General features: G+C 67.4%; 22 protein-coding genes. 12 read left to right on the forward strand and 10 right to left on the reverse strand.

Features of this window, described 5'->3' with window-relative positions; translation table 11 throughout:
- The first annotated feature begins 43 nt into the window (after nt 1–43).
- Together KF907_RS04405 and KF907_RS04410 are read left to right on the forward strand one after the other, a co-directional pair.
- Entirely contained in the window at nt 44–874 is an 831-nt protein-coding gene (locus KF907_RS04405; RefSeq protein WP_291218579.1) for a lysophospholipid acyltransferase family protein, read from the forward strand.
- Nucleotides 871–1,890: a YheT family hydrolase gene (locus tag KF907_RS04410; RefSeq protein ID WP_291218581.1), complete on the forward strand. Its 1,020-nt coding sequence runs from the start codon at nt 871–873 to the stop codon at nt 1,888–1,890. Before KF907_RS04405 ends, KF907_RS04410 begins: the two co-directional genes overlap by 4 nt.
- A 77-nt stretch (nt 1,891–1,967) precedes the next feature.
- Here the strand turns inward: KF907_RS04410 and KF907_RS04415 are convergent, their stop codons facing one another.
- Both KF907_RS04415 and KF907_RS04420 read right to left on the reverse strand, forming a co-directional pair.
- Entirely contained in the window at nt 1,968–2,354 is a 387-nt protein-coding gene (locus KF907_RS04415; RefSeq protein ID WP_291218583.1) for an MAPEG family protein, read from the reverse strand.
- Nucleotides 2,355–2,464: 110 nt separating this feature from the next.
- Nucleotides 2,465–3,940, reverse strand: a complete 1,476-nt coding sequence (locus tag KF907_RS04420) for an AAA family ATPase (protein WP_291218585.1) — start codon at nt 3,938–3,940, stop codon at nt 2,465–2,467.
- Nucleotides 3,941–4,084: 144 nt separating this feature from the next.
- Between KF907_RS04420 and KF907_RS04425 the strand changes: the two genes are divergently transcribed.
- Genes KF907_RS04425 through KF907_RS04435 form a run of 3 tightly spaced genes read left to right on the forward strand, consistent with a single transcriptional unit; the run spans nt 4,085 to nt 8,189 of the window.
- Nucleotides 4,085–6,193, forward strand: a complete 2,109-nt coding sequence (locus KF907_RS04425) for a tetratricopeptide repeat protein (protein ID WP_291218586.1) — start codon at nt 4,085–4,087, stop codon at nt 6,191–6,193.
- Between the two features lie 21 nt (nt 6,194–6,214).
- The gene (locus KF907_RS04430) at nt 6,215–6,847 is read left to right on the forward strand and encodes a YbhB/YbcL family Raf kinase inhibitor-like protein (RefSeq protein WP_291218588.1); all 633 of its coding nucleotides are present in this window, start codon (nt 6,215–6,217) and stop codon (nt 6,845–6,847) included.
- Nucleotides 6,848–6,854: 7 nt separating this feature from the next.
- Nucleotides 6,855–8,189, forward strand: coding sequence for an aspartyl/asparaginyl beta-hydroxylase domain-containing protein (locus tag KF907_RS04435; protein ID WP_291218590.1), 1,335 nt, complete (start codon nt 6,855–6,857; stop codon nt 8,187–8,189).
- A 20-nt stretch (nt 8,190–8,209) separates the two neighbouring features.
- Here KF907_RS04435 and KF907_RS04440 read toward each other — a convergent pair whose 3' ends face one another.
- From KF907_RS04440 to KF907_RS04450, 3 genes are read right to left on the reverse strand one after another with little or no spacing between them, the layout of a single operon-like run.
- Entirely contained in the window at nt 8,210–9,469 is a 1,260-nt protein-coding gene (locus KF907_RS04440; protein ID WP_291218592.1) for a heme biosynthesis HemY N-terminal domain-containing protein, read from the reverse strand.
- Entirely contained in the window at nt 9,466–10,545 is a 1,080-nt protein-coding gene (locus KF907_RS04445; protein WP_291218594.1) for a uroporphyrinogen-III C-methyltransferase, read from the reverse strand. Before KF907_RS04445 ends, KF907_RS04440 begins: the two co-directional genes overlap by 4 nt.
- 46 nt (nt 10,546–10,591) lie before the next feature.
- Entirely contained in the window at nt 10,592–11,374 is a 783-nt protein-coding gene (locus tag KF907_RS04450) for a uroporphyrinogen-III synthase (RefSeq protein ID WP_291218596.1), read from the reverse strand.
- A 350-nt stretch (nt 11,375–11,724) separates the two neighbouring features.
- On the opposite strand from KF907_RS04450, the gene KF907_RS04455 reads away from it, so the two are divergent.
- From KF907_RS04455 to KF907_RS04465, 3 genes are read left to right on the forward strand one after another with little or no spacing between them, the layout of a single operon-like run.
- Nucleotides 11,725–12,246: a YiiD C-terminal domain-containing protein gene (locus tag KF907_RS04455; RefSeq protein WP_291218598.1), complete on the forward strand. Its 522-nt coding sequence runs from the start codon at nt 11,725–11,727 to the stop codon at nt 12,244–12,246.
- Nucleotides 12,247–12,256: 10 nt separating this feature from the next.
- Nucleotides 12,257–12,697 carry a hypothetical protein gene (locus KF907_RS04460; protein ID WP_291218600.1) on the forward strand — a complete coding sequence of 147 codons (441 nt, stop codon included), beginning with the start codon at nt 12,257–12,259 and terminating at the stop codon, nt 12,695–12,697.
- A 7-nt stretch (nt 12,698–12,704) separates the two neighbouring features.
- Nucleotides 12,705–14,420, forward strand: coding sequence for a SulP family inorganic anion transporter (locus KF907_RS04465; RefSeq protein ID WP_291218602.1), 1,716 nt, complete (start codon nt 12,705–12,707; stop codon nt 14,418–14,420).
- 159 nt (nt 14,421–14,579) lie between these two features.
- On the opposite strand, the gene KF907_RS04470 is transcribed toward KF907_RS04465, so the two are convergent.
- Nucleotides 14,580–15,770 (reverse strand): peptidoglycan DD-metalloendopeptidase family protein, encoded by a 1,191-nt coding sequence (locus KF907_RS04470; protein WP_291218604.1) that lies wholly within the window; start codon nt 15,768–15,770, stop codon nt 14,580–14,582.
- 160 nt (nt 15,771–15,930) lie between these two features.
- Here KF907_RS04470 and KF907_RS04475 point away from each other — a divergent pair, with 160 nt between their 5' ends.
- The 3 genes from KF907_RS04475 (at nt 15,931) to KF907_RS04485 (ending at nt 18,044) form a co-directional block, all read left to right on the forward strand.
- Complete coding sequence (locus KF907_RS04475; protein WP_291218605.1) at nt 15,931–16,380, forward strand: rhodanese-like domain-containing protein; 450 nt, start codon at nt 15,931–15,933, stop codon at nt 16,378–16,380.
- 133 nt (nt 16,381–16,513) lie between these two features.
- Entirely contained in the window at nt 16,514–17,014 is a 501-nt protein-coding gene (gene secB, locus KF907_RS04480; protein WP_291218607.1) for a protein-export chaperone SecB, read from the forward strand.
- A gap of 4 nt (nt 17,015–17,018) precedes the next feature.
- Entirely contained in the window at nt 17,019–18,044 is a 1,026-nt protein-coding gene (locus KF907_RS04485; RefSeq protein WP_291218609.1) for an NAD(P)H-dependent glycerol-3-phosphate dehydrogenase, read from the forward strand.
- A gap of 36 nt (nt 18,045–18,080) precedes the next feature.
- Here KF907_RS04485 and KF907_RS04490 read toward each other — a convergent pair whose 3' ends face one another.
- The 4 genes from KF907_RS04490 to KF907_RS04505 form a co-directional block, all read right to left on the reverse strand.
- On the reverse strand, nt 18,081–18,563 hold the full coding sequence (locus tag KF907_RS04490; protein WP_291218611.1) for a tRNA (cytidine(34)-2'-O)-methyltransferase: 483 nt from the start codon (nt 18,561–18,563) through the stop codon (nt 18,081–18,083).
- 321 nt (nt 18,564–18,884) lie between these two features.
- Nucleotides 18,885–20,582 carry a hypothetical protein gene (locus KF907_RS04495; RefSeq protein ID WP_291218613.1) on the reverse strand — a complete coding sequence of 566 codons (1,698 nt, stop codon included), beginning with the start codon at nt 20,580–20,582 and terminating at the stop codon, nt 18,885–18,887.
- Between the two features lie 32 nt (nt 20,583–20,614).
- Nucleotides 20,615–21,238 (reverse strand): hypothetical protein, encoded by a 624-nt coding sequence (locus tag KF907_RS04500; protein WP_291218615.1) that lies wholly within the window; start codon nt 21,236–21,238, stop codon nt 20,615–20,617.
- A gap of 33 nt (nt 21,239–21,271) precedes the next feature.
- A complete protein-coding gene (locus tag KF907_RS04505; RefSeq protein WP_291218617.1) occupies nt 21,272–23,416 on the reverse strand; it encodes a toll/interleukin-1 receptor domain-containing protein in 2,145 nt (714 codons plus the stop codon).
- A 463-nt stretch (nt 23,417–23,879) separates the two neighbouring features.
- Between KF907_RS04505 and KF907_RS04510 the strand changes: the two genes are divergently transcribed.
- Nucleotides 23,880–24,263, forward strand: coding sequence for a nuclear transport factor 2 family protein (locus tag KF907_RS04510; RefSeq protein ID WP_291218619.1), 384 nt, complete (start codon nt 23,880–23,882; stop codon nt 24,261–24,263).
- The last annotated feature ends 77 nt before the right edge of the window (nt 24,264–24,340 follow it).

Here is a 24,340-nt window from a genome sequence, read left to right on the forward strand (position 1 = left end):
CTCATGCCGCACCGCCGCATCGTTCCGGTACGATAGCGTCTCGATGAGCGCATCCACGGACAGCACGACCCTGCCGCGCCGCCGCGATTTCATGCGGCCCGTGCGCTACGTGGTGCGCACGCCACTGCTCGCGCTGCACATCGCCCTGTCGCTGCCACTGGCGGTGCTCTCGCTCAATCCCTGGTTCGCGAAGATCCCGATCGGCCGGCGTCGCTTCGACCACGTCATGATCAGCTGGTGGTCGGGCACGATGGTGCGTCTGTTTGGTTTCCGCATCCGTCGCTTCGGCACGCCGCTGCCCGGCGCGGTCATGTACGTGGCCAACCACATCTCCTGGCTCGACATCGAGTTGATGCACAGCCAACGCGCGATCAGCTTCGTCGCCAAGAGCGAGATCGCGCGCTGGCCACTGGTCGGCTGGCTGGCCACCCGCGCCGGCACGATCTACCACCAGCGTGGCAACACCCATTCGATGAATTCGGTGATGGAGCGCGTGGTCGAACGGCTGCGTGGCGGTCGCCCGGTCGGCATCTTCCCCGAAGGTGGCACCGGCCGCGGCGACGAGGTGCGCGTCTTCCATGCGCGCGTGTTCCAGGCCGCGCTCGATGCCGAGGTGCCGGTGCAGCCGGTAGCGCTGCGCTATGGCCGCGACGGTCGCCAGGACCCCGCTGTGCCGTTCGCGCGGGGCGAACACTTCGCCGGCAATTTCTTCCGCCTGCTCGGCAATCCGTCGATGGATGCCGAGGTGCACTTCCTCGAACCGGTGCAATCGACGCCCGATGCGCGCCGGCGCATGGCCGAGGAGTCGCGCGCACGCATCATGGCCGCGCTCGGCCAAGTCGACACGAAGAAACGTCGCGGAGTCGAGGAGTGAACGCGGCCGACTACCGGCCGCCCCGCCTGCTGCGCAATCCGCATGTGCAATCCGTGCTCGCCTCCAGCGGCGTACGCCGCCTGCTGCATGCGCGCCGACGCGCCCTGCTCGAGGACGGTGCCGTCGCACATGTGCTCGACTGCGGCGACGGAGTGCGTCTGCAGGGATTCCACACCGCGCAGCGCGCGCAGGCGCAGGCGCGCGGCCTCGTCGTCCTGCTGCACGGCTGGGAAGGCAGCGTCACCTCGAGTTACCTGCTGCACACCGGCGCGCGCCTGCTCGCCGAGGGCTTCGACGTGTTCCGCCTCAACTTCCGCGACCACGGCGACACACATCATCTCAACCGTGGCCTGTTCCACTCCTGCCGGATCGATGAAGTCGTCGGTGCGGTCGGTGCGATCTCGCGCATGTTCCCGCGATGGCCCCTGGCCGTCGCCGGCTTCTCGCTAGGCGGCAACTTCGCCCTGCGCGTCGCCCTGCGCGCACCCGGCGCCGGCATCGACCTGAGCTACGCGCTGGCCGTCTGTCCGGCCATCAACCCGCGCGGCGTGCTGCACGCGATCGAGTCGGCGCCGTGGTTCTACGAACACTACTTCCTGCGCAAATGGCGCCGCTCGCTGCTGCTCAAGCAGCGCGCTTTTCCCGATGCCGACCTGTTCGATGCCGCCGACCTGCGCGGCAACCTGCGGGAGATGACCCGCATGCTGGTCCAGCGCCACACCGACTTCGGCACGCTGGAGGCCTACCTCGACGGCTACTCGATCGCCGGCGACCGCCTCGCCGCGCTCGCCGTGCCTGCCACCATCCTCACCGCCGCCGACGACCCGATCATCCCGGTCGAGGACTTCCACGTCCTGGTCCTGCCGCCCATCGCCGAACTCGACATCGCCCCCGGTGGCGGCCACTGCGGCTTCATCCGCGATCTCTCGCTGAGAAGCTGGACCGAGGACTACATCGCCGAGCGGATGGCGGCACGGCTGAGCGCGTCGCGACGAGCCGACGATCCAGGCACCTGACCGGGGTGCGCCGCGCGGCCCGGACATCCACCGTTCGCATGGCCAACCGGCGGCGTGATCGAAGCGGGTGCGAACACTCAGCCGGCAGCGTTGCGGATGATCCCGACCAGGCCGGCGATGAGCAGGGCAAGCACCGGAATCATGGACAGCGCGAAACCCAGACCACGTCGCGCCGGTGCGGCGGTATAGCTGCGCCAGTAGATGAGCCGGCCGATCAGGTACACGGCACCGATGCCCGCGATGTACTGCGCCGGCCAGTATTTCGCGGCGATGTACAGCGCGGGCAGGAACATCACCATCAGCTCGAGGGTGTTCATCTGCACCCGGTAGGCACGCTCGAACATCTCGTGTCCGGACACGGCCGGTGCCTTGACGCCGTATCGGCCGCGCGCGCGGCCGACCAGGATCGCGAAGAACACCAGCTGCACCACGGCAAGCAGCGCGACGAGATCAATGTGGTTCATGGCTTCCCCCTGTGCATGGCATGCGGGCAGTGACACGCACCAGGGTCGGCTGCGCGGGTCACCGCGCGGATGGGCGCGCCGATGGCAATCGCCGCGCCGGCCCTGGCAGTTCAATCCGCCGGCACCGTCCTTTCCCGCGCCCAGGCACGCAAGGCCTCGACCTGGCTGGCCATCATCACCGAGAGCGGGCGCGTGGCGCGCGCTTCGTCGATGAGATGGGCGGTATCGAGCGGGCGGTTGGCGGCGGCGGCGGCGTACAGACCGGCGACGACGAGTTGTTCGATTTCCGCGCCGGAGAAACCTGCGCTGGCGCGGGCGACCTCGGCCAGGTCGAACTGCGCCGGGTCGAGATCGCGCTTGGCGAGGTGGATGCGGACGAGTTCGACGCGGGTCGCTTCGTCCGGCAGGTCGACGAAGAAGATCTCGTCGAAGCGACCCTTGCGCAGCAGTTCGGGTGGCAGTGCCTGCACGTCGTTGGCGGTGGCGACGAGGAAGACCGGTGTCTTGCGCTCGGCCATCCAGGTGAGCAGGTATCCAAGCACGCGGCGCGAGACGCCATCGTCGTTGCCGGCGGTGGCGAGCGCTTTCTCGATCTCGTCGAGCCAGAGCACGCAGGGCGCTAGCAATTCGGCGCTCTTCAGCGCGCCGCGCAGGTTGCGCTCGGTTTCGCCATGGTACTTGTTGTACAGCGCGCCGATGTCCAGGCGCAGCAGGGGCACGCCGAAGCCGCCGGCAACGGCCTTGGCGGCGAGACTTTTGCCGCAGCCCTGCACGCCGAGCAGGAGGATGCCTTTCGGTGGGTCGAGCCTGACCGGCATCTTGCGGCCGACGAAGGCCGGTTCGCGCTGGGCGATCCAGCGCTTGAGGCGGCCGAGGCCGGCGACATCGGTGAAGCGTGCGGTTTCGTACTCGAAGTGCAGCAGATTGTCGCGGTCGAGCAGGGCGAACTTGGCCTTGGCGAGTTCGGGCAGGTCGGCGGGCCCGAGCGCGCCGTCGGCATAGATCAACTTGCGCACGATGCGCCGGGCGTCGGCGACGGTGAGGCCGCGCAGGTTGCGCACGACGGTGCGCGCGGCCTCGGGATCGACTTCGACGCGCCGGCCGTGCTCGCGCGAATAGTTGAACGCCTCCTCGCGCACGATCTTCGCCAGCGCGTCGGCATCGGGCAGGGCGAGCTCGAAGCGCGTCGCCATCGGTGCAAGGTCGTCGGGCAGTTCGATGCGCGCGCCGACCAGCACGAGGGTATGTTCGGCGGCATCCTGGCGCAGCACGATCTCGCGCAGCAGGCGCAGCGTCATCGTGTAGCGCAGGTACGGCTGGAAATCGAGCAGCAGGAACACGGCTGGCTCGGGGCGCTGCTTGATCGTGGTCAGGGTGAGCGTGGCATCGGGCAGGCCTTCGATCTCGTCGTCGTCCATGTCCAGCCGACGCAGGCCATCGGTGATGCTCCACTGGTACAGCGGGCGCAGGCTCTGCGCGATGGCGTGCCGGAAACTTTCGATGACGCGTTTTTCCTCGGGCGTTTCGACGACCAGCAATGGCGTGCGCGCGCGCAACAGGGTGGCGAGGTCCTGGTTGGCTCCCATCGGTGGCGGTTCCGGCGGATTCGGTTCGAGGTGCGGGCCGCTGAGCCTAGCACGGAGGCACGCAGCGTCCTGCGGGCCGAATCGCCGTCGTGCGGCATAATGTACGGTCCCCGTGCGGCCCCGGCCCTCCCATACCGAATGACCATGACCAGAGAAGAAACCCTCGAACTGCACCGCCAGGGCCGCCTTGAAGAGGCCGAGCAGGGCTACCGCGAGCTGCTCGCCGCGAATCCGAATGACGGCGAGGCCTTGCGTCTGCTGGGAGTCGTGCGCCGCGCGCGCGGCGACCTCGAGGAGGCGGCGACGCTGATCCGGCGCGCCCATGAGCTCGCGCCCGAACAACCGCGCCTGCTGCTCATGCTTGGCGCCATACAGTTCCAGCTCGGCAACATCGAACGGTCGCGCACTGCCTACGAACAGGCGCTCGCGCTCGATCCGAACAGCGCCGGCGCGCATTCCACGCTGGGCCATATCGCCATGCTCAACGCTGATCCGACCCTCGCCGAGCAGTACTTCCGCACCGCGCTGCGTGTCGAGGAGGATGCGCAGGCCTATGCCGGTCTCGGCATGATCGCGCTCGATCGCGAGGACATCGATACGGCGATGAAATACCTGTCGCGCGCGGCCGACCTTTCGCCGAACGACGCCTCGGTCGCTTTCGCGCTCGGTCGCGGTTTCGTCAAGCGGGGCATGATCGCGTTCGCCGAGCAGTCGTTCCGCCGTGCGCTGGAGCTGCAGCCCGGCCAGGCACACGCGAGCAATGCGCTCGGGCAGCTCCTGCTGCGCGAACACCGCGCGGCCGAGGCCGAGCCGTTCATGCGTTCCCTGCTCAACAGACGCAACTTCGAGCTGGCTGGCGAACTTGGCCTCGGTGACGTCTACCGAGCGCTTGGCCGCCACGAGGACGCGGTCGCCCAGTACCGCCGCGCGCTCGAGCGTGCACCACATCACGAAGCCGGCTTCGAGGCCTTGCTGTGGTGCTTGCGCCAGCTCGGCCGCGCGCGGGAAGCGCTCGCCTTGCTCGATGAGCGCATCGAGCGGTTTCCGCTGCAAACCCGCTGGCGTGCCGAGCGCGCGATGCTGAACACCCAGCTCGGCCGCGACGTCGAGGCCGTCGATGAATGGCAGGTGCTGCATGACCGTGATCCGTCCAACGACCAGGTCGTGCTCGAACTGGCCAGGCAGCGGGAACGCATGGGTGATTTCGACGCGGCCAACGAGCTCGCCGAGCGTCTCGCCGTGCGCTATCCGGACGAACAGGAAGCGACCCTGATTCGTGCGCGCGCGCGCCTTCGCAGCGGCAACGACGAGGCCGCCAAGGCCCTGCTCGACCTGATCGCGGGTCGCACCACGCGCGATGACGTCGCCCGCCACTCGCTCAACCTGCTCGGCCGCCTGCACGATCGTGCAGGCCGTTACGACGAGGCCGTGAAGCACTTCCGTGCCTCACAACATGGCCTGACCGGCATGTTGCCGCGCCTGGAAACGCTGCCGGATGCAAGCGAGTACGCGCGCGTCATCGCCCAGGCGCAGGGCGAGAAGTGGGCGCATGCACCGATTCTGCTGGTCGGCACGCCCGGCAGCGGGGTCGAACGCATCGCCGCCCTGCTCGGCGACCAGCCGCAACTGAGCGCGCTGCTCGATCGTGCCGAGGGGGTACGCAACGATGGCTTCGACACGCGCGCCTTCGATCACACGCGCAGCGAGCTGAGCGAGGAGAATGTGCGTGCGCTGCGGGAGGAGTACCTCGAGCCGCTGCGCCGCATGGAGATCGATCTCGACAAGCCGATCATCGACTGGATCCCGCGCTGGGATGCGCGCCACCTGGTCTTCGCGCAGCGCCTGATGCCCGGCACGCGCGTCGTCGTCGTCGATCGTGACATCCGTGACGCCTTCCTGAACTGGCTCGCTTTTGGCTGGTTGCCGTATGCCGGCCTCAACGACTTCGATGCAGCCGTCGATTGGCTGCCACGCGCGTTCGCCCACGTGCGCTATGTGGTCGCCCACGGCGGCCTGCCGCATCTCGTCGTCGATGCCGATACGGTGATGGCCGACGTCGACGGTGCGCCGGCGCGCGAGCTGGCCGCTTTCGTCGGTGTCGAGCGCCTCGTTCGTGGTGACTTCGTCAAGCGTACCGACACCGGGCTCGGTGGCCTGCCGACACGCTTCGCCAACGGCCACTGGCAGGTCTACGCGCAGGCACTCGCCGAGCCATTCGAACGCCTGCTCAAGGACCCGTACGCCAACGCCTGAACCACTTGCCGGAGCCATGCCATGCACATCCGCAGCCAGAGCTTCCACGACATGCAGCCGATTCCGTCGGAATTTGCCTTCGGCAAGCCGGGGCCGGACGGTGAACCCTGCGTACTGTCGACGAACCGCAATCCACACCTCGCCTGGACCGACGTACCGGCAGGCACGCGTGCGTTCGCGCTGAGCTGCATCGATCCCGACGTGCCGAGCGTGGGCGACGATGTCAACCAGGTTGGCCGCCACGTACGCGCCGACCTGCCGCGCGTGGAGTTCGTGCACTGGCTGATGGTCGACATCCCGGCAGAGTGTCGCGAGCTGGGAGCCGGCCGTTGCAGCGACGGCATCGTTGCGCGCGGCAAGCGTGAGCCGGTCGGGCCGAACGGCTCGCGCCAAGGCCTGAACGACTACACCGGTTGGTTCGCCGGCGATGCAGACATGGGAGGGAGTTACCTCGGTTACGACGGTCCCTGCCCGCCGTGGAATGACGAGCGCCTGCACCACTATCACTTCTGTGTTTACGCGCTTGACGTGCCGACGCTCGGTCTCGAACCCGGCTTTACGCTCGCCGACTTCCGCCGTGCGATCGATGGCCACGTGCTCGCCGAGGCGCGGATCGTAGGCACCTACACGCTCAATGCGGCCTTGCGCCGCTGAGTCGTCGGTGGGCACTGCGCCGGCGATGACCGCAACCCTGCTTGCACAGGCGCGCACCGCGGTGCGCGATGGTCGCGGCGCCGATGCCGAGAGGCTGTACGCCGCCGTGCTGGCCAACTCGCCCGATTCGGTCGAGGCATTGCAGCACCTCGGCATGCGTGCCTTCGCCGCAGGTCGGCTCGACGAGGCCGAGCGCCAGCTCGCACGTGCGCGTGCATTGGCCGCGGACGAGGCGCAGGTTGTCGCCAACCACGGCCTGGTACTGCGTGGCCAGGGTCGCCTCGACGAGGCCTTGGTCGCCCTGCGCGACGCCATCCGCATCGAGCCTGATTTCTTCATCGCACGCCTGCAACTCGGTTTCGTGCTCGAGGAGCTCGGACGCACGCGCGAGGCCGTTGCGGCTTTCTTCGGCGCGGTAACCACCGCGCAGCGCCAGGGGCGCTGGCTCAACGCGCAGACAACGGCGCCGCCGATGCGTCCGCTGGTCGAGCACGCGATTCGCGTGATCGACGAGGGTCGCGCCCGCCTGTTCACCGAGCTGCTCGAGCCCTTGCAGGCGAAACACGGTGCTGACGCATTGCGCCGGGTGACGAAATGCCTGTCGATCTGGCTCGGCACGCTGCCGGCCGACTATCCGGACCCACGCCAGAAGCCACTGTTCCTGTACCTCCCGGATCTACCAACCGTGCCCTGGTTCGAGCGCTCGCTGTTTCCGTGGTATGCGCCGCTCGAAGAACGCGCGCCGGAGATCCTCGGTGAACTCGAAGCCGTGCTCGGCAACGAAGCCGTGTTCGAGCCCTTCCTCAAGTTCCAGCCCGGACGCTCAACCGAGGAGCATCTGAGCGGCACGCGCGGCACGCCGCACTGGGATGCCTATTTCTTCTATCGCCATGGCCGCCGCTACGACGACAACTGCGCACGCTGCCCGGTCACGGCAGCGGCACTCGACGCAGTGCCGCTCGTTCGCCTGCGCGGCCACGCGCCGGAGTGCCTGTACTCCAAGCTCACGCCGGGCTCGCATATCCGCCCGCACCATGGTGTCACCAACACGCGCGTGGTCACGCATCTTCCGCTGATCGTGCCTGGCAATGGCGCCCTGCGTGTCGGTGGCGACGATCACGCCTGGCAGTTCGGCCGCTGCATCACCTTCGACGATACCTTCCTGCACGAAGCCTGGAACCACAGCGAGCACACGCGCGTGGTCGTCCTGATGGACACCTGGAACCCCTACATGACCGCCGCCGAGATCGAGGCGTTCAGCACGCTCGTGCTGGCGATCCGTGATTTCTCCGAAGACGCGAAGCTGGCCGATCCGATGAAGGATCGGGCGCATGGTGGTTGACCGGCCCCGATTGCGCGGGATCAGCCCGCTCTCGGCAACCTTGGCACGCCGTGCTGGTCGCGTTCCTCGACGATCAGCGCATGCGTGTCGACCGGGCCGGCGGCGCGCTGCGCGAGCGGGATCGCGGTTTCGCCACGGTTGATGCGCAGGGCGTTGGCGTAGCACCGGTTGGCAAGGGATTCATCGCCCTTGCCGGCGTGCGCGTTGCCGAGGGCCTCCCAGGCGAGGGCGCCGGCATCAAGCGCAGTGGCGCGATCGAGGTACTGGATTGCCTTACCCCAGAGTTGCTGGTCGCGGCAGAGAATGCCGAGGGTGGTCAGCAGGGCCGGACTGTTCGGTGCAATCGCCAACCAGTGTTCGGCATGCTGTGTGCGCGTCGGCAGTTCGGCAGGACCGAGTTCGCCGTAGACGCGGGCGAGGGCTTCGCTCCATTCGCGGCGCTGTGCGGCTTCGATCTCGTCCATGGCAGCAAGCATCTGGCCGAATGCCGCCGAGCGACGCGCGAATGCGGCAATGGTGACGGGATGGCGACGCTGTGCGCGCGTGGCGGAGCCCCACAGCGTGTTGAGGCGTGCCGCGCTCGGCGCAGCGGAGAGGTGCGCGGCGAGGACGCGCACCTCGAGGTCGGCGAACGTGCTCGAAGCCAGTGATTGCGACTTGCCGAGCGGCGCCAGCGCATCGTAGGCGGTCTGGGTATCACCTGCGGCGAGGGCGGCCTCGATCAGCACGCGCCAGCCAACCGGCGGTAGCGCACCGGTTGCGACTTTCGGCTTGAGCAAGGCCAGCGCGTCGAGGTGACGTCCGCGCTCAACGAGGAACTTCGCGCGTTGCGCGAGTGCGGCCGGTTCGGCTTCGAGTGCGGCTTCGTCGAGCGCGCTTGACGCACGCTCGTCCTCGCCACGCGCATGCGCCGCACGTGCCAATGCGAGCAGGGCCGGGCCGCGCAGGGCGGGCTGCTTCGCAGCCTTGGCGAGATCGCGTTCGGCCTGCAGGTAGCGCCCTTCGGCGAATGCGGCAAGGCCGCCGGCGAGGCGTTCGCGGCCACGCCGCCGCTGCGCGCGACCCCAGGCGCGCAGCGGCCATCGCAGCAAGCGCCAGCCCAGGCTCAGCGCGCCCCAGGTGAAGAGCAGGGCGACCAGGGCAAACACGAGGCTGGTTTCGATTGACAGGCCGCGCACGCGCACGAGCACGTAGCCGGGATCAGCGGCGAGCCATTGCCAGCCAAAGGCCGCAGCGACGGCAACCGCAAGCAACAGCAGGATGACGACCCAGGTCTTCACCGTGACGAATCCTGTACCGGCGGCGGCACCTCACGCGAAAGCGCGCGCAAGGTACGCAGGTTGCGCAGCTCGCCGAGCGCGCTGCCGAGTTCGGGCAGTTGCGGCGCCATCGGCGTGGCGGCGAGGCGATCGATCTCGCCGAGCACGTTGCGCACCGCTTCGGCATCAGTGTCGAAGGCGGCGGTGACCCCGCCACGTGCCCGCACGAGTGCAGCAGTGAAGGCTTCGGCGTCGCGCGCGAACAGCGCGGCTTCCGCGGCGCGCAGGTCGAGCGCGGCGAGCGAACGCGTGATCGCGGCATCACGCACCTCGAAGGTCGGTTGCGCATCGGTGCGGCTGACGCGCACGAACTGGCCGAACACGCGTGCGAAACGCGACTCGGGCGGGTCGACGGCCGGCGCGGCCAAGCCATTCGCTCGTGACGGCAGGTTGACGAGGCGGGCGCGCAGGTTGGCCAATGCGTCGAGCGTGGGCTGGACACGCAGGGACTGCGCGGCTTCGAGTGCGGCAATCTCGGCACCGATGGTCTGGCGCACCGAAGCGAACAGGGGATCCTCGGCGGCGGCGAGCGCGCTGTCGGCAAGTCGGTAGGCGGTGATCGCGGCCGCGGCGTCGTGGAACAGGCGCAGACGTTCGGTGGCGATCTGGAGCAGGAACTCGGCTTCGTTCAGGGCGAGTGCGTCGCGGCCGGTCAGGCGCTGGTCGGCGAGATGGGCGACTGCATCCTCGACCGCGCGCGCACGCTCCGCCGCACCGAGCAGTTCCTCGCGCAGGCTGCGGTTGATCGACTCGGCATCGGCGAGACGTGCGCGCAACGATTCGACCTCGCGCTTGAGCTGCTCGCCGCTGCTGGCGAGCGCTTCGACGCGCGCATCGAGCACGCCGGCCTGCTGTGCGCCCTGCTCGCGTGTCTCGCGCAGCCACCAGAACGCCGTAGCGGCCACGGCCAGCACGACGATGACGAACAGGAGACCTCGCGCGCCACCGCGGCGGGGTGGCGTTGCGGGACGGACGTCGGACGATCCTTCGCTGCGCTGGGTCGGCGCCGGCAGCTCCGCGCGGGTGTCGTTTTCCATGTGCACATGCTAGCCGAAGAACTCCATGCGCGGCAGCGCCGGATCGTCAAATGCGATGACGCGCGAGAACCATACCGGCGCAGCCGAACAGGTCGGTCGGCAGGGCCGAGCGAGCGACATGGACATCGCCGAACCCCAGCTCCAGGGCCTGGGTGGCAAGGCGTCGGCTGCTGACCACCAAGGCCTGCCCACGCCAGCGGCTGGCCAGAGCAGCGGGCAGGGCCGCAGCGAGATGACCGAGCGCCTCGCCGCTCGAAACCAGGCTGATCCACGGCAGCGGCGCGGCGGCGAGCCGGGCGAAGTGACGGCGGTCGAGGCGCGGCGCGGTTCGTCGGTAGACGTGCAGGCGCTCGACTGCGGCGCCACGTTCGCGCAGGGTCGGTGCGATGGCGTCGCGCCCGCCCGGTGCGTCGATGACGGCGATCTGCCAGCCATGCGGCGCGGCAAGGATGTCGAGTGCGAGCAGGCCGTCACTGTCGTGGCAATGCGACGGATGGATGGCACCGATGCCATGGCGGCCGAGCGCGCGCGCGGTGCCGGCGCCGACGGCGAACACACGTGTCGCCCGACTCGGACGCAGTTCCGGAGCGAGGGCGAAGGCGAAGTGCACGGCGGCCGGACTGGTGAAGATCCAGGCATCCGCCTTGCGTGCGCGGCGCAGCCCTGCAGCCGCCGTGGCGCGATCCTCGGTTGCGCGCAGACCGAGTCCCGGCAGGCGCACGACCAGCGCACCGAGCCGCCGTGCCGTGCGCACGCTGGCGTCGGCGGTCAGGGTCGGGCGCGTGATGATGACAGTCGCGCCGGCGAGGGGCAGGTGGAGGTTGGTCATGCGGTGAGGATCGTGGTGACGCCAGTCTACGCTCTGGCGGGGCTTGCGGATGTCATGACGCCATTGCGGGATCGATCAGGGCATCCTTGATGATCCTCGATGCCGTCATGTCGGTGCAGGCCGGCATCCCGTACCGGGTTTCGGTTCTTCATCATCCGTGGCATCGGCAGATGGTTCTGACTGGGCCGGCGGGTGTCTGCGAGAACACCCACCGGCGCTCCTGCCTTCCCATTCGCTGCGCAGAAGCGAAGGAAGCGGAATCCGCCTCGCGCTTGTCGCCGCTGCCGGCATTGCGCACACTCGCGCGCCGCGCCAGGGCATCCTTGACCGGGCGACAGGAGGATGAGCTGGTGACCGAGAGCAAAGACCTGCGTGAGGCGCTGGAGCGCGCGCTGCTGGCCGACATCCCGCTGGCGCGGGCGATGGGCCTGCGCATCAGCGCCTGGGATCGGACGACGCTGGCAATCAGTGCGCCGCTCGCCCCAAACATCAATGACAAGGGTTGCGTCTTCGGTGGCAGCCTGGCCGGCGTGATGACCCTGGCCGGCTGGTCGTTGGTCCATCTCGCCGCCGATGACGCGCGCATCGATTGCGACATCTATGTGCAGGACAGCACGATCCGCTACCTGTTGCCGGTGTGGAACGACTTCACCGCGACCGCCAGTCTCGACGCGGACGAATCCTTCTCCGCCTTCCTCGAAACGTTGCGCGTGCGTGGCAAGGCGCGCGTCAGCGTGCGCGTGGTGGTTGCCGATGACAGCGGCAACCCGGCCTGCACGCTGCACGCGCGCTTCGTCGCATTGGCCAAAGCGACCATTCCTTCCGGCGTGACGACCGATGCGGCAGAATCGGGCATCACCACGCCTGCCTGAGAGGCCGTCCATGATCGCCAAGCCTGTCTGCCCGTTGCTGCGCGCGCTGGTGCTGGTCGGCGCGGTACTTGTCGTCGCCTTCGCCACGCCGGCCTACGCGAAGTCGCGCGACAAGCTGCTCACCGAAACCCTGCGCGCATATGCGGCGACGATCCGCTGGGGTTCGATCGAACAGGCCGAAAGTTTCGTCAATCCGGCCTGGCGTGCCGAGCACCCGTTGAGCACGCTCGAACTGGAACGCTACAAGCAGGTCCGCTTCACCGCCTACAACGAGCGCCCGGCAATCCCGGTCAGCGACTTCGAGGTGCGCCAGAGCGTCGAGATCGCGGTCGTCAACCTGCATACGCAGGAGATGCGCACGATCATCGACAACCAGGTCTGGAAGTTCGACAAAAAAGCCAAGGCCTGGACCCTGCACAGCGGCCTGCCGGATCTCTCGAGGCGGAATTGATCCACGCATGAGCCGTTCCTCGCCGATGCATGGTCCGCCGGCATCGCCGACGCCGGGCTGGCGGCTGTACGTGCCGAAGCTCGTCACCGTGCTGCGCCAGGGTTACCACGCGCGCGATCTGCGTCGCGACCTCCTCGCCGGCCTGACCGTCGCCATCGTCGCCCTGCCGCTGTCGATGGCACTGGCGATTGCCTCGGGCGCGTCGCCGGCGGTCGGCCTGCACACAGCGATCGTCGCCGGATTCCTGATTTCCGCGCTTGGTGGCTCGCGCGTGCAGATCGGCGGCCCGACCGCGGCCTTCATCCCGGTCGTGTTCAATGTCATCGACCGTTTCGGCTATGACGGCCTCGTCATCGCCACCCTGATGGCAGCGGCGATGCTCGTGCTGGCCGGTCTGCTGCGTCTCGGCACGTTGATGAAGTACATGCCGCAGCCGGTCATCACTGGTTTCACCGCCGGCATCGCGGTGAGCATCTTCACCAGCCAGATCAAGGACGCGCTCGGTCTCGACATCGACAAGCTGCCGGCCGAGTTCTTCGCACGCTGGGAGGCCTATTTCGCGCACATCGGCAGTCTCGCGCCGGCGGCGGCCGGTGTCGCTTTCGCCACGCTCGCCCTGCTGGTGGCACTGCGGCGCTGGCGGCCGAACTGGCCGGCCTTCCTCATCGCCGTGATCGTCGCCTCGCTGGCCGTGCTCGCCTTCAACATACCGGTCGACACGATTGCGACGCGCTTCGGCGGCATCCCGACGACCCTGCCGACGTTCCATCTGCCGCAATTCGAAGTCGCGCGCCTTGCCGAGCTGCTGCCGGCCTCGTTCACGATTGCCTTCCTCGCGGGTGTCGAATCGCTGCTGTCGGCTGTGGTCGCCGACGGCATGATCGGCGGGCGCCACCGCTCCAACGGTGAACTGGTTGCGCAAGGCGTCGCCAATGCCGCCTCAGCCATGGTCGGGGGTCTGCCGGCGACCGGTGCGATCGTGCGCACCGCGACCAATGTGCGTGCCGGCGGGCGCACGCCGGTGGCGGGCATGGCGCACGCCATGTTCATCCTGCTGTTCGTGTTGTTCCTCGCGCCCCTGGCGAACTACGTGCCGCTGCCGGCAATGGCCGCGCTGCTGCTGATGGTCGCCTGGAACATGAGCGAGATCGAGCGCATCCGTCACCTGCTGCACGCACCACGCGGTGATCTCGCGGTATTCGTCGTCACCTTCCTGCTGACCGTGATGTTCGATCTCACCGTCGCCGTGGAAGTCGGCGTGGTACTCGCGGCCTTCCTGTTCATGCACCGCATGAGCGAAGTCGTCGCGCTCGAATCCGATCATGCACTGATCGAGGAGGACGCCGAGGAAAGCGCCGCCGACCTCGCCAGCGACCAGCGTGTCGACCTGCCGGCTGGGGTCGAGGCCTATCGGGTGTCCGGGCCGCTGTTCTTCGCCGTTGCCAACCGCCTCGACGACGTGCTGCGCGCGGTCGGCGCGCCGCCGCGCGTGTTCATCCTGCGCATGCGCCTGGTGCCGATGATCGACGCCTCCGGCATCGATGCGATCAGGAACCTCGTCGAGCGCTGCCGTCGTCACGACACGCGCCTGATCGTCAGCGGCCTGCAACGGCAGCCACGCGAGGCGTTGGCGCGCATGGGTGTGCGCGACGATGGCGACAGCCTGCGCTTCGCGCGAGATTTCCCTGCCGCGCTCGACCTCGCCCGCAGGATGCTCGGCTAGGGAAGGTCTTATCCCGCAACGGCGTCGCCGTCCCGTGCCGGCGCAGATCATGGCGCGACGGCGAAGGCAGACTGGCTGCCTGGGCAAGCCGCGCACCACGCCGCGAACCTTGCGGACTTCATGACGCCATTGCCGAACAGGTCAGGGCATCCCAGGGGCTCAGCCGCCGAACGAGCTTGCGAAGATGATGTCGTCGCCGACCATGTACTCATGGTAGTAGGTGCGCCCGTTGAAGGTGGCCTCGACGATCCACACGCCGGGCATGGTGCTCGCCGGCAGCGGCGTCCATGACCAGTACCAGTAAGCGGCCGCGTAGTCGCCATTGTTGGTGTGCTGCCAGGTCGAGGTCACGGTGTTGCCGCGGCGCAGGCGGAAGGTCGTCTGTGCGCCATTGAGCTGGTCGCGGTAATAGGCGGCGACGTGGAAGTTGTCGATGCCCGGCCGGAAGCGGTTGCTGAGATTCGGCGTTTCCTGGCCGGGATTCGGGCAACTGACGGCGAAACTCGGCGGCGCCGAGTGGGTGGCCAGCTTGTTGATGCCGCTGTCCCAGTACGGGCGCTGGTTCGCCCACAGGCTGGCACCGGCGCGGCAGGTGCCGCTGTGCGGTTCGAAGATCGTCGCGCCGGCACCGTTCGAGCTGCGCAGCTCGAAATGCAGATGCGGGCCGGTGGAGAAACCGGAACTGGCGACCAGGCCGAGGTATTCGCCGGCGGCCACGCTGGCGCCGATCGGCTTCGCGGTCAGGCTGCCCAACTTCATGTGGCCGTACCACGCCACGGTGCCGTCGCCGTGCTGCACGTAGACGGCGTTCCAGCTGTCGGAATAGTTGTTCGTGCAGCTGCGGTCGTTCCAGCCGTCGATCTTCTGGATGATCGTGCCGGGCGCGGCGGCGACCACCTCGATGACTTCCGCGTCCATCATCCGCCAGGCGAACGGCCAGAGGAAATAGTCGATGCCGGGATGGTTGTAGCCGCTTGAAAGGTCGTACGAGCGCGTGCCGCACTGGTAGTCGAGCAACTGGTTCGGAAACGCCGGGTCGAGGTCGACGAAGTTCGAGATGCCGTGATAGTCGGGGTCGGCGTAGCCGGCACGAGCGCGCAGCGGCCATTGCAGGTTGCTGACCAGCACGCTCGTGTCCGGGGCGGCGAGCAGGCCTTCGCGGGTCAGCCGCGCGACGTTCTCGGCGATGCCGAGTTCGATGTTGGCGCGCATGAAGGCCGGCATTTCATGGTCGTGGGCGAGTGATTCGCGCGTGAAGCCTTCGCCACCAGCGGGTGTGGATGGCGGCCGATCAGCGGCCAGCGCCGGCAGGGCGGTGAACAGGGCGATCGAGCAGAGGCGGATGGACATAGCGGCTTTCCCCAGCATGGACGGTCACGTCTGCGCAGAATGATGGCTGACGGGTTCAGCCGCCCGCCAGCCGGGATTTGCAGGCATCGGTCCGCTCGCCGACAATCGCGTTCCTTTTCGTGCCGGTGCGACCGCGCCGCCAGCCGAGGTTACTCTTCCCGTGTCCGAATTCCTCAGCCGCCTGCCCGAGTTCATCGGCAACCATCCGATCCTTTCGTTCGCCTTCATCGGCGTGCTGGTCGCCCTCGTCGCCAGCGAGTTCGTGCGCCTGACGCGCGGCTACCGCCTGTTGACCCCGGCCGGCCTGACCCAGCTCATCAACCGCGAGAACGCGCTGCTGTTCGACGTGTCGAGCATCCAGGACTACGAGAAGGGCCACATTCCCGGCTCGCGTCACGTTGCCATGAGCCAGTTCGACCCGGAGAGCAAGGAACTTGCCAAGGTCCGCGAGTTGCCGGTGGCCATCGTCTGCCGCAGCGGCCAGACCGCAGGCATGGCGGCCAAGCGCCTGGTCAAGGCCGGCTTCAGCCAGGTGTATTCGCTCGACGGTGGCGTGCGTGCCTGGACCGAGGCGCAGATGCCGCTGGCCAAGGGCCGCGCCACCGGCTGAGCCGGGATCGAACCCGCCCTTGCGTTGGCCGGCATCGACCCCGATGTCCCGATTCCCGCCTGCGTGCACAGGCTTTCCTGGCGTGGGATAATCCGCGTCCTTTTTCCCCCGATTTTTCCGGAGCATCCGCACCATGGCAGAGAACACCCCAGCGAACGGCGCCGCCACCGGCCCGGTCGAGAACGCCGCCCAGCTCAACCTGCAGAAGATCTATACCAAGGATCTCTCGTTCGAGGTGCCGAACGCGCCGCAGGTGTTCCAGTCGCAGGGTCAGCCAAACGTCGAGCTCAACCTGAGCCAGCGCGTCAACACGCTGGCCCCTTCGGTGTTCGAGGTGGTGCTCAGCGTGACCGTCACCTGCAAGCTCGAGGAGGGCACGGCCTACCTCGCCGAGGTGCACCAGGCCGGCATCTTCGGCGTCTCCGGTTTCGAACCGGCCGCACAGGAAGCCGTGCTCGCCACGTACTGCCCGAACGTGCTGTTCCCGTATGCGCGCCAGGTCGTCTCCGATCTCGTCCAGGCCGGCGGTTTCCCGCCGCTGCTGCTGCAGCCGATCAATTTCGACGCCATCTACGCCGAGCAGATGCGCCGGCGTGCCGAAGCGCCGGCAGCCGGTCAGGCACTCAATTCCTGAGTCGATGAAGACCTCGACGCCGGTCGCGGTTCTCGGCGCCGGTTCCTGGGGCACGGCGCTGGCCGTGCTCCTCGCCCGCAACGGCGTGCCGACCACGTTATGGGGGCGTTCCGCGCAGGCCGTGGTCGACATGGCCACGGTGCGGGCGAACTCGCGCTACCTGCCGGAGATGCCGTTCCCGGAGGGCCTGCAGGTCACCGCCGCGATCGAAGCCTGCGTACGCGATGCCGCGATCGTGCTGGTGTCGGTGCCGAGCCATGCTTTTCGCGACCTCGTCGACGAGATCGCGCCATGGGTCGCACCGGAGGCAGGCATTGCCTGGGCGACCAAGGGTTTCGATCCGGGCTCCGGGCGTTTCCTGCATGAACTGGTTGCCGAACGCCTGCCGCAGCATCCGGCGGCCGTGGTCACCGGCCCCTCGTTCGCGCGTGAAGTCGCCCAGGGTCTGCCGACCGCGTTGACAGTGCACTCGGCCAACGCGGAGTTCGCGCAACGTGTCGCCAGCCTGTTGCACGCGCCGAATTTCCGTGCCTATACCGGCACCGACGTGCTCGGCGCCGAGCTCGGCGGCGCCATGAAGAACGTGCTCGCCGTCGCCACTGGCGTTGCCGACGGCATGCAACTCGGTCTCAACGCGCGCGCCGGACTGATCACGCGCGGCATGAACGAGATCCTGCGCCTCGGCACCGCGCTTGGCGCGCGTGCGGAAACCCTGATGGGCCTGGCTGGTCTCGGCGACCTGGTCCTGACCTGCACAGGTGACCTCTCGCGTAACCGTCGCCTCGGCCTTGCGCTTGGCCGCGGCGTGCCATTGCCGCAGGCCGTCGCCGAAATCGGTCAGGTCGTCGAGAGCATCGTCACCGTCGACGAAGTCGTACGTCTCGCCCGCCGCGTCGGTATCGAACTGCCGATCGCCGAGCAGGTGCAGCGCGTGCTGCACGAGGAAATCACCCCGGTCGAAGGTTTGCAGATCCTGATGGCCCGGGAGCAGAAACCCGAGTACCCCGAGGAGATCTGCACGCTGCGGTGAACGCGCGCAAGCGCGGGCGCGCGTCGAGCAGCGACCTCACCCTGCGTGTGTGTTCCAGACTCCTCCCGCGAATCCCGCCTGACGCCACGCCTCGAACGCGACCACCGCGACCGCGTTGGACAGGTTGAGGCTGCGGTTGCCGGGTCGCATCGGCAGGCGCAGGCGATGGGCCGGCTCGATCATGGCGAGCACCTCATCCGGCAATCCCGCGGTTTCAGAACCGAACATCAGTGCATCACCGTCGGCATAGCGCACGCTGTCATAGCGCACCCCGCCGCGCGTGGACAACGCGAACAGCCGACGCGGTGCAACCACGGCGACGAAGGCGGCCAGATCCGCATGCACATGCAGTGCCGTGAACTCGTGATAGTCGAGCCCGGCGCGGCGCAGGCGTGCATCGTCCAGCTCGAAACCGAGTGGTGCGATCAGGTGCAGGCGCGCGCCGGTGTTGGCGCACAACCGGATCACGTTGCCGGTGTTGGGCGGAATCTCGGGGCGGTGGAGGACGATGTCGAGCATCGCGCAAGCATGCCGCAGAACGACGCATGACGGTACGTGCTCGGGCAGGAGCTGGATCCGCACCGTGCCGGGAATGCAGGCTGCGGCCGACCGGTTTCGCACCACCGCCACGCGATCCGATGAGACCGTTCTTCCCGGGCATTCACGGCCGGTCGGACGAAGCGCGGAACATCCATGTGGGCAACCGGTGGGATGGAAACCCTGGTTGCCGGCGTGGTGGAACCCGGCGCGGATGAGGGACGGAATGCCAGCGGCGCATTTCCCGGCCAGGTGCCGCGTCGACGAGCGACTCCGCAGGGCAGTTCGTGCGCCTGCGCCGGCTCAGATATGTGCGCGTTCGAGCGGACGTTCGCGGTGCATAAGAGTCCATTCGGCATGTTCGGCCAGGGCGGCTTCGCCGAGTTCGCGCAGGATCGCGCGCTTGGCATCGTCGTCCGCTGCACGGTCGATGGCCTGGCGCGCCTGCGCGAAGATGCGCTGCATGTAACGGTACTGCTTGATGAGTTCCTTGTCGGCCTTGCGGTACGCATAGGCCTCGCGCACGGCGGCGATCACCGAGAGCGAGCCCATCAGTGCGACCAGGGCGGTCTTTGCATCGTCCGGCAGGACGCGAATCGTGATTGCGAGGAAGATGCAGATGGCGATGCCGGTCCACAGGCTCAATGCGCCGAGGCGTTCGGTGAGCCGATGTGTCGCCGCGCGCTCGCGACTGCGGCGTTGATAGAAGCCCAGCTGACCGTCGCCACCCGGAGTCCCGACCCATGCATCGACGACAGCGTCGAGATCGACCGGTGTTGCCGGCATCGCCGCTGCTTCGAGGGCGGCGGAGCGCATGACGTTGCGGATCCAGTCGAGTTCGACGTCCTGTTTCTGCAGAAAATCATCGTGTGCGAACTCGGCGTCATCGTGGGTGGCAAGACCGCCGCGCCGCCAGTACATCTGCACGCGCAAGCCTTCGGCGAGCGCACGGTAATCGAGGTACTTGCGATGCCAGGCATGCTTGTGGGCGAGTCGATCGATGCCGACGCCAGCGGCAAACAGTGCGAGGAAGACGAAAATCATCGAATCCTGGGACAGCTGTTCGTAGCCGATGAAGGCAATGCCCATCAGGGCGGCCATCGAGTAGAGCGTGCGCATTGCGACGATCACGCGGCGCCGGTAGAGCAGAGCGAGGTGGTCGGCGGCGGCGAAGCGGCGCTCGATCGGCGAGGATGCCGGTGTCGCGGTGCCGGTGTGCGTGGCACGGTTGCCACCACTGCAGTGGCGGGAGAGGTCGGCCTGCCAGGCGGTGAGGCGATCGAGCATGCGCTGGAGTTCGGCGGGCATCGGCCCATCGCCATCCTCCGCCTGACCTCCGCCGCTGCGCCAGAACACCTGCAGCGGTCCAAGGCCTGGAGCGGGCGCGCCCTCGCGACCATTGCGCGAGCAGACGATATGGAAGGCGAAACGTTCGCGGCTCCCACCGAAGCGATTGAGCACGGCCATGTTGCGCCGGCGTTCGATCAGGGCCGGCTCGATGCCATCCAGATGGTAGGTGACGACATCGGCGGTCCCGCCGCTGCCGCGCGCGGGGCGCCCATCCCACAATGCGAGCAGCAGATGGCTGTGGCTCGCAATGTAGATGCCGGCCTGGGTGTAGTGCCAGGCACGCACGTGCTTGGCACCGGCATCGCTGCCGAGTATGGCCGCGCCGTCGACCTCGGGCATCTCGACCACCGTCGCGCGCGCGAGCAGTGTCTCGAAGCGACGACGTGCTTCGTCGGCCGTGAAATCGTCGACATACGAGGAGAGCGTCATCGGCAGCACGGCGATCACGCGCAGACCGAGCGCGAGCGCCTCCTCGGCGACCAACTGGTCGCCACCCTCCGCCAGCGACGTGACCACGGTCACCGCCAATGTCGGGTTGGCGAGCGCCAGCGTGCCGAGAAAATTCGCCACCCGCGCACGCAGCGCAGGCACCTCATCGGGCGCGGGGTCGCGATGGCTGGTGACGCCGATGAGGAGGGGTTCGCAAGCCAAGGGCGCGGGTTCCGTGGACTGCTTCCGACGAGTCACCAGGAGAATGCCCTGAGCAACACGATCGCACACACCGCCCCGGCAACGAAGCCGGCGAGGACGGGCCGAAGCAAGCCGGTCGGGTTGACCCTGGAGCTGCCGCCACCATTGCGAATGACGGGATCGTGCTCGACGTATGCCACATGCGCACCATTGCGGTCACGCAGACTGACGGTGAGGCCGTATTGGTAGTCGATGAGGGCGCCTTGATGCGTGGCTTCGTTCCTCATCGTCACCCTGAGCTCGCGGTTTTCCTCTTCGGAATCGGACAACCGAAAGTTGTAGAACTCACCATCCTCGTACGGCCATTCCTTCTTGCTATTGTCGGTTTTTGGATTCTGGAGTCGCAGCATTCTGCGAATGTTGTCGGAACCATTGGGTTTGAAACTCACCGCGTACGCTCGCCCGCCATGGGAAAGTTGTTTCGTCGCCAGGGTGAACAGGATCCCTACCTCGCTCTTCAGCGACCTGGGCAGGATGATGTCTCCATCTTCTTCAACCTTGATCCCGGATGCCTGATCAGTGGATGCAGCGAATCGAAATCTCACCGCATTTTCCAATGGTGCGTTCGAATCACGTACCTCCAGTATTACTTTGACTCGCGCTGTGGGTACTGGCATGTCCGCTCTCCTCGTTGCGGGTTGGCATGGACCTCAGTGGGCAGGCCGGAGTGTGGGCGAGTCCAGGGAGGGGTCGTTCCGAATCTCGGACGTGATCGCGTCAAGTTCGGGGTCGTGGAAATCCAGCGTGGAAAGCTTGTCCACGAATGGTCTGGCTTCGGCCTCGCGACCGAGTCGATACAGTGCGATGGCTCGCGCCGCGTCCACTCGCGCTCTGTCGAAGGCGATATCGCCTTCGAGCAGCACGAGCACTTTCGACAGGGCGTTGCGATTGCCAGCGACGTTGCCCTGACGCCGATCGGCTTCGGCAATGATGAGCTGCGCCTGGGCCATGAGAAAGGCCCGGCGTGGCGCGTGCAGCCGCGATGCCGGCAGGTTCTCGAGGCGTGACATCACGCCCTGTGCCACGCGTCTGGCCTCGTTGAAGTCGTTGCGCATGATGAGCGCGCGCGCATGGATGAGCACGCTTTCGACCCAGCGGATCTGCCAGATGAGGATCTTTGGATCCCGCTCTATGAGCCTGGCGGCAAGATCCTGTGCCCGCCTCGCCTCCTCGATCGAGGCAGCGAGCTCGCCGTTCCGCGCGTGCATTTCCGCCTTTGTCGTTGAAGTTGCCGCAGCATGTTCAAGCCAGCGCAGGTTGTCCGGGTCGGTGCGTATGAGCTCGGTCACGAGTGCTTGCGCACGTTGAATGTGGCGACGGGCGTCATTGCTCCGACCCAGTCCGAGCAGAACATGCGCCAACGCCCTTTCACCGACGGACAGCGCCTCGCGCGCGTCGTTGTTCGTGGGGTCCAGCGTCAAGGCATCGTCGTAGATCGCGATTTCGTTCCCACGGTGTGCTACAGCATCATGCAAGTGCCCTTCGAGGACGCTCGTGTCGGCGAGCCACGCGTGTGCCTGCGCGATGCGCCACTTGCGCCGATAGTCGCCGGGTGCACGCTCCATCGATTGACGCGCCAACCTGAGTTCGTCTTCGAAAACCCTTCGTGCCTCGTCCGCCCGACCCTGTCCGTACTGCAGGACACCGAGGTTGACGTTGGCGTATCCAAGTTCGGTCTGCCAGTCGTCATTGGTCGGGTCCATGGCGACGAGCCTCCCGGCAAGCGTCTTGTACTCACGGAACGAGGCTTCTGCAGTGGCGGCATCACCGCGCAGGTATGCCACGTTGCCCACCCAATACACGCTTTGTGCATGGTCGAAAACGCGCTGGCCGTTGTCGGGCTCACGTTCGAGCAGTTCAGCGGTGGTGGCAGCCGCCTGGCGGAACACGTCGAGCGCATCGTCGAGCTGGCCACGCAGGTTGAGCACCTCGCCAATCTGCTGCAAGGCGCGGGCGCGGCGGGCAAGGGCGTCGGCATCGAGTTGCCCGGGGTTCTGCGCCGCGTAGTAGGCCAATGCTTCCTTGCCGACCGCATCGAGGGTGGCGAGCTTGCCGTCCGGTTCGAGTTTCCTGCGCAGGTCGCCGAGCATGAACTCGACCAGGCCTTCGGCATGGCGCCGCTGCGCGTCGGCTTCGCGACGCGAGGAGATCGTCATCACGGAGAAGGTCGCGAGCACGACGGCGGCAAGGACCGATACCAGGGTGACCAGCAGCATCAGGCGATGACGGCGCTGCTGCTCGCGACGGAGGAACTTGTCGAAGCGCAGGCCGAGGATGCCGGCGACGAGCTTGAGCCGTGCATTCGCGCGTCCATCGCCATGCGGTCGCAGGTCGGCGGCGATCGGCTCGCCGGCAGGCTGACCCTGCGCGCGCAGTGCACCGGCGAGGGCGGGTGGGAAACATGGCACCTCGGTGGAATCCGGCTCGCCGGCGACGATCAGACAGTGGATGCGTTCGCTGCGGCCGAGCCTGCGGAAAGCCTCGACCTCGGCGTCGACCCAGCGCGATTTCGCCGCGGCTGGCGAACAGATGACGACGAGGCACCACGATTGGCGCAGTGCTTCCTCGATCGTATGGCCGAGGTCACTGGCGGTTGGCAGTTCGTCGCGGTCGCGGAAAATCGGGCTCAAGCGCGCCGGAACGCTGCCGGCCGGGATCGGCATGCCGATCAGTGGCCTCGGCATGCGGTAGGTCTCGAGCGCGCGGTGCAGCCACGCTGCCGTTGCGCTGTCGGCGTGGCTGTAGCTGATGAAGGCCCAGTAGCGGAACCCCGGCCCGGCTTCCTCGTCCGTCATCTGCGTCCCCCGCGTGGTCGCGGCCACGCCTGCCCCTGTGACCCCAGGGATGTTCCGATCAATCCCGCAACGGCGTCACCGTCTTGTGCGGGCGCAGATCAAGGCGCGATGGCGCAGGCAGATGGGCCGTCTGTCGAGCCGGCACAAGGCCGAGCTGCGCCCGCACAGGACGGCCCCAACCTTTTGATTCCCAATGATGGGGTGACATCCGCAAGGCCCGCAGCGTGGCGTGCGCGGCTCGCCCAGGCAACCAGCCTGTACCTCGGCACGCTTACCCCGCAGCGAACCTTGCGGATGTCATGACGCCATTGCGGGATTGATCAGAGCGCCCCTAGCGTAACACCAGAAATGCGATCTGTTTCACAATTCCAGAGCGTACCGGGGGCCGTGGCAACCATTCCACCCGCCCGCCGTGCGATCAGGCGATGGCAAGGCGCCTCGTATCCCCGCGGCCGGAAATCCCATGTCGACTCATGCCACTTCGATCGTTCACGAGTTCTGGCGGCTGATGGCGAGCAATGATTTCCATTCGGTCGCACGCGTGCTGGCGCCTGAGTTCGTGCTCGAGTGGCCGCAGTCGGGTGAGCGCATCCGCGGCGCCGAACGCTTCGCGTGCATGAACAGCGAGTATCCGGCGCACGGCCCGTGGCGGTTCACCGTGAACCGGTTGGTCGGCGGCGGCAACGAGGTCGTGACCGATGTCGAAATCAGTGACGGCGTGCAGACCGCACGCGCGATCTCGTTCTTCACGATCGGCGATGCAGGCATCCTGCGGCTCGTGGAGTTCTGGCCCGAACCGATGCCGGCATTGGCAAACCGCGCCCACCTGGTCGAGCGCATGCCATGATGTTCGGTATCGCCTTCGCGACTTGATCTGCGCCCGCACAGGACGGTGACGCCGTTGTGGGATTGATCAGAGCATCC

The organism is Dokdonella sp., from assembly GCF_019634775.1.
In the GTDB taxonomy this organism is placed as follows: domain Bacteria; phylum Pseudomonadota; class Gammaproteobacteria; order Xanthomonadales; family Rhodanobacteraceae; genus Dokdonella.

Excerpts from the sequence above, each read along its gene's own strand:
- KF907_RS04405 (WP_291218579.1), top strand. The coding sequence starts at position 44 with ATGAGCGCATCCACGGACAGCACGACCCTGCCGCGCCGCCGCGATTTC.
- KF907_RS04415 (WP_291218583.1), bottom strand. The coding sequence starts at position 2,354 with ATGAACCACATTGATCTCGTCGCGCTGCTTGCCGTGGTGCAGCTGGTG.
- KF907_RS04420 (WP_291218585.1), bottom strand. The coding sequence starts at position 3,940 with ATGGGAGCCAACCAGGACCTCGCCACCCTGTTGCGCGCGCGCACGCCA.
- KF907_RS04425 (WP_291218586.1), top strand. The coding sequence starts at position 4,085 with ATGACCAGAGAAGAAACCCTCGAACTGCACCGCCAGGGCCGCCTTGAA.
- KF907_RS04430 (WP_291218588.1), top strand. The coding sequence starts at position 6,215 with ATGCACATCCGCAGCCAGAGCTTCCACGACATGCAGCCGATTCCGTCG.
- KF907_RS04445 (WP_291218594.1), bottom strand. The coding sequence starts at position 10,545 with ATGGAAAACGACACCCGCGCGGAGCTGCCGGCGCCGACCCAGCGCAGC.
- KF907_RS04450 (WP_291218596.1), bottom strand. The coding sequence starts at position 11,374 with ATGACCAACCTCCACCTGCCCCTCGCCGGCGCGACTGTCATCATCACG.
- KF907_RS04460 (WP_291218600.1), top strand. The coding sequence starts at position 12,257 with ATGATCGCCAAGCCTGTCTGCCCGTTGCTGCGCGCGCTGGTGCTGGTC.
- KF907_RS04465 (WP_291218602.1), top strand. The coding sequence starts at position 12,705 with ATGAGCCGTTCCTCGCCGATGCATGGTCCGCCGGCATCGCCGACGCCG.
- KF907_RS04470 (WP_291218604.1), bottom strand. The coding sequence starts at position 15,770 with ATGTCCATCCGCCTCTGCTCGATCGCCCTGTTCACCGCCCTGCCGGCG.
- secB (WP_291218607.1), top strand. The coding sequence starts at position 16,514 with ATGGCAGAGAACACCCCAGCGAACGGCGCCGCCACCGGCCCGGTCGAG.
- KF907_RS04485 (WP_291218609.1), top strand. The coding sequence starts at position 17,019 with ATGAAGACCTCGACGCCGGTCGCGGTTCTCGGCGCCGGTTCCTGGGGC.
- KF907_RS04490 (WP_291218611.1), bottom strand. The coding sequence starts at position 18,563 with ATGCTCGACATCGTCCTCCACCGCCCCGAGATTCCGCCCAACACCGGC.
- KF907_RS04500 (WP_291218615.1), bottom strand. The coding sequence starts at position 21,238 with ATGCCAGTACCCACAGCGCGAGTCAAAGTAATACTGGAGGTACGTGAT.
- KF907_RS04505 (WP_291218617.1), bottom strand. The coding sequence starts at position 23,416 with ATGACGGACGAGGAAGCCGGGCCGGGGTTCCGCTACTGGGCCTTCATC.
- KF907_RS04510 (WP_291218619.1), top strand. The coding sequence starts at position 23,880 with ATGTCGACTCATGCCACTTCGATCGTTCACGAGTTCTGGCGGCTGATG.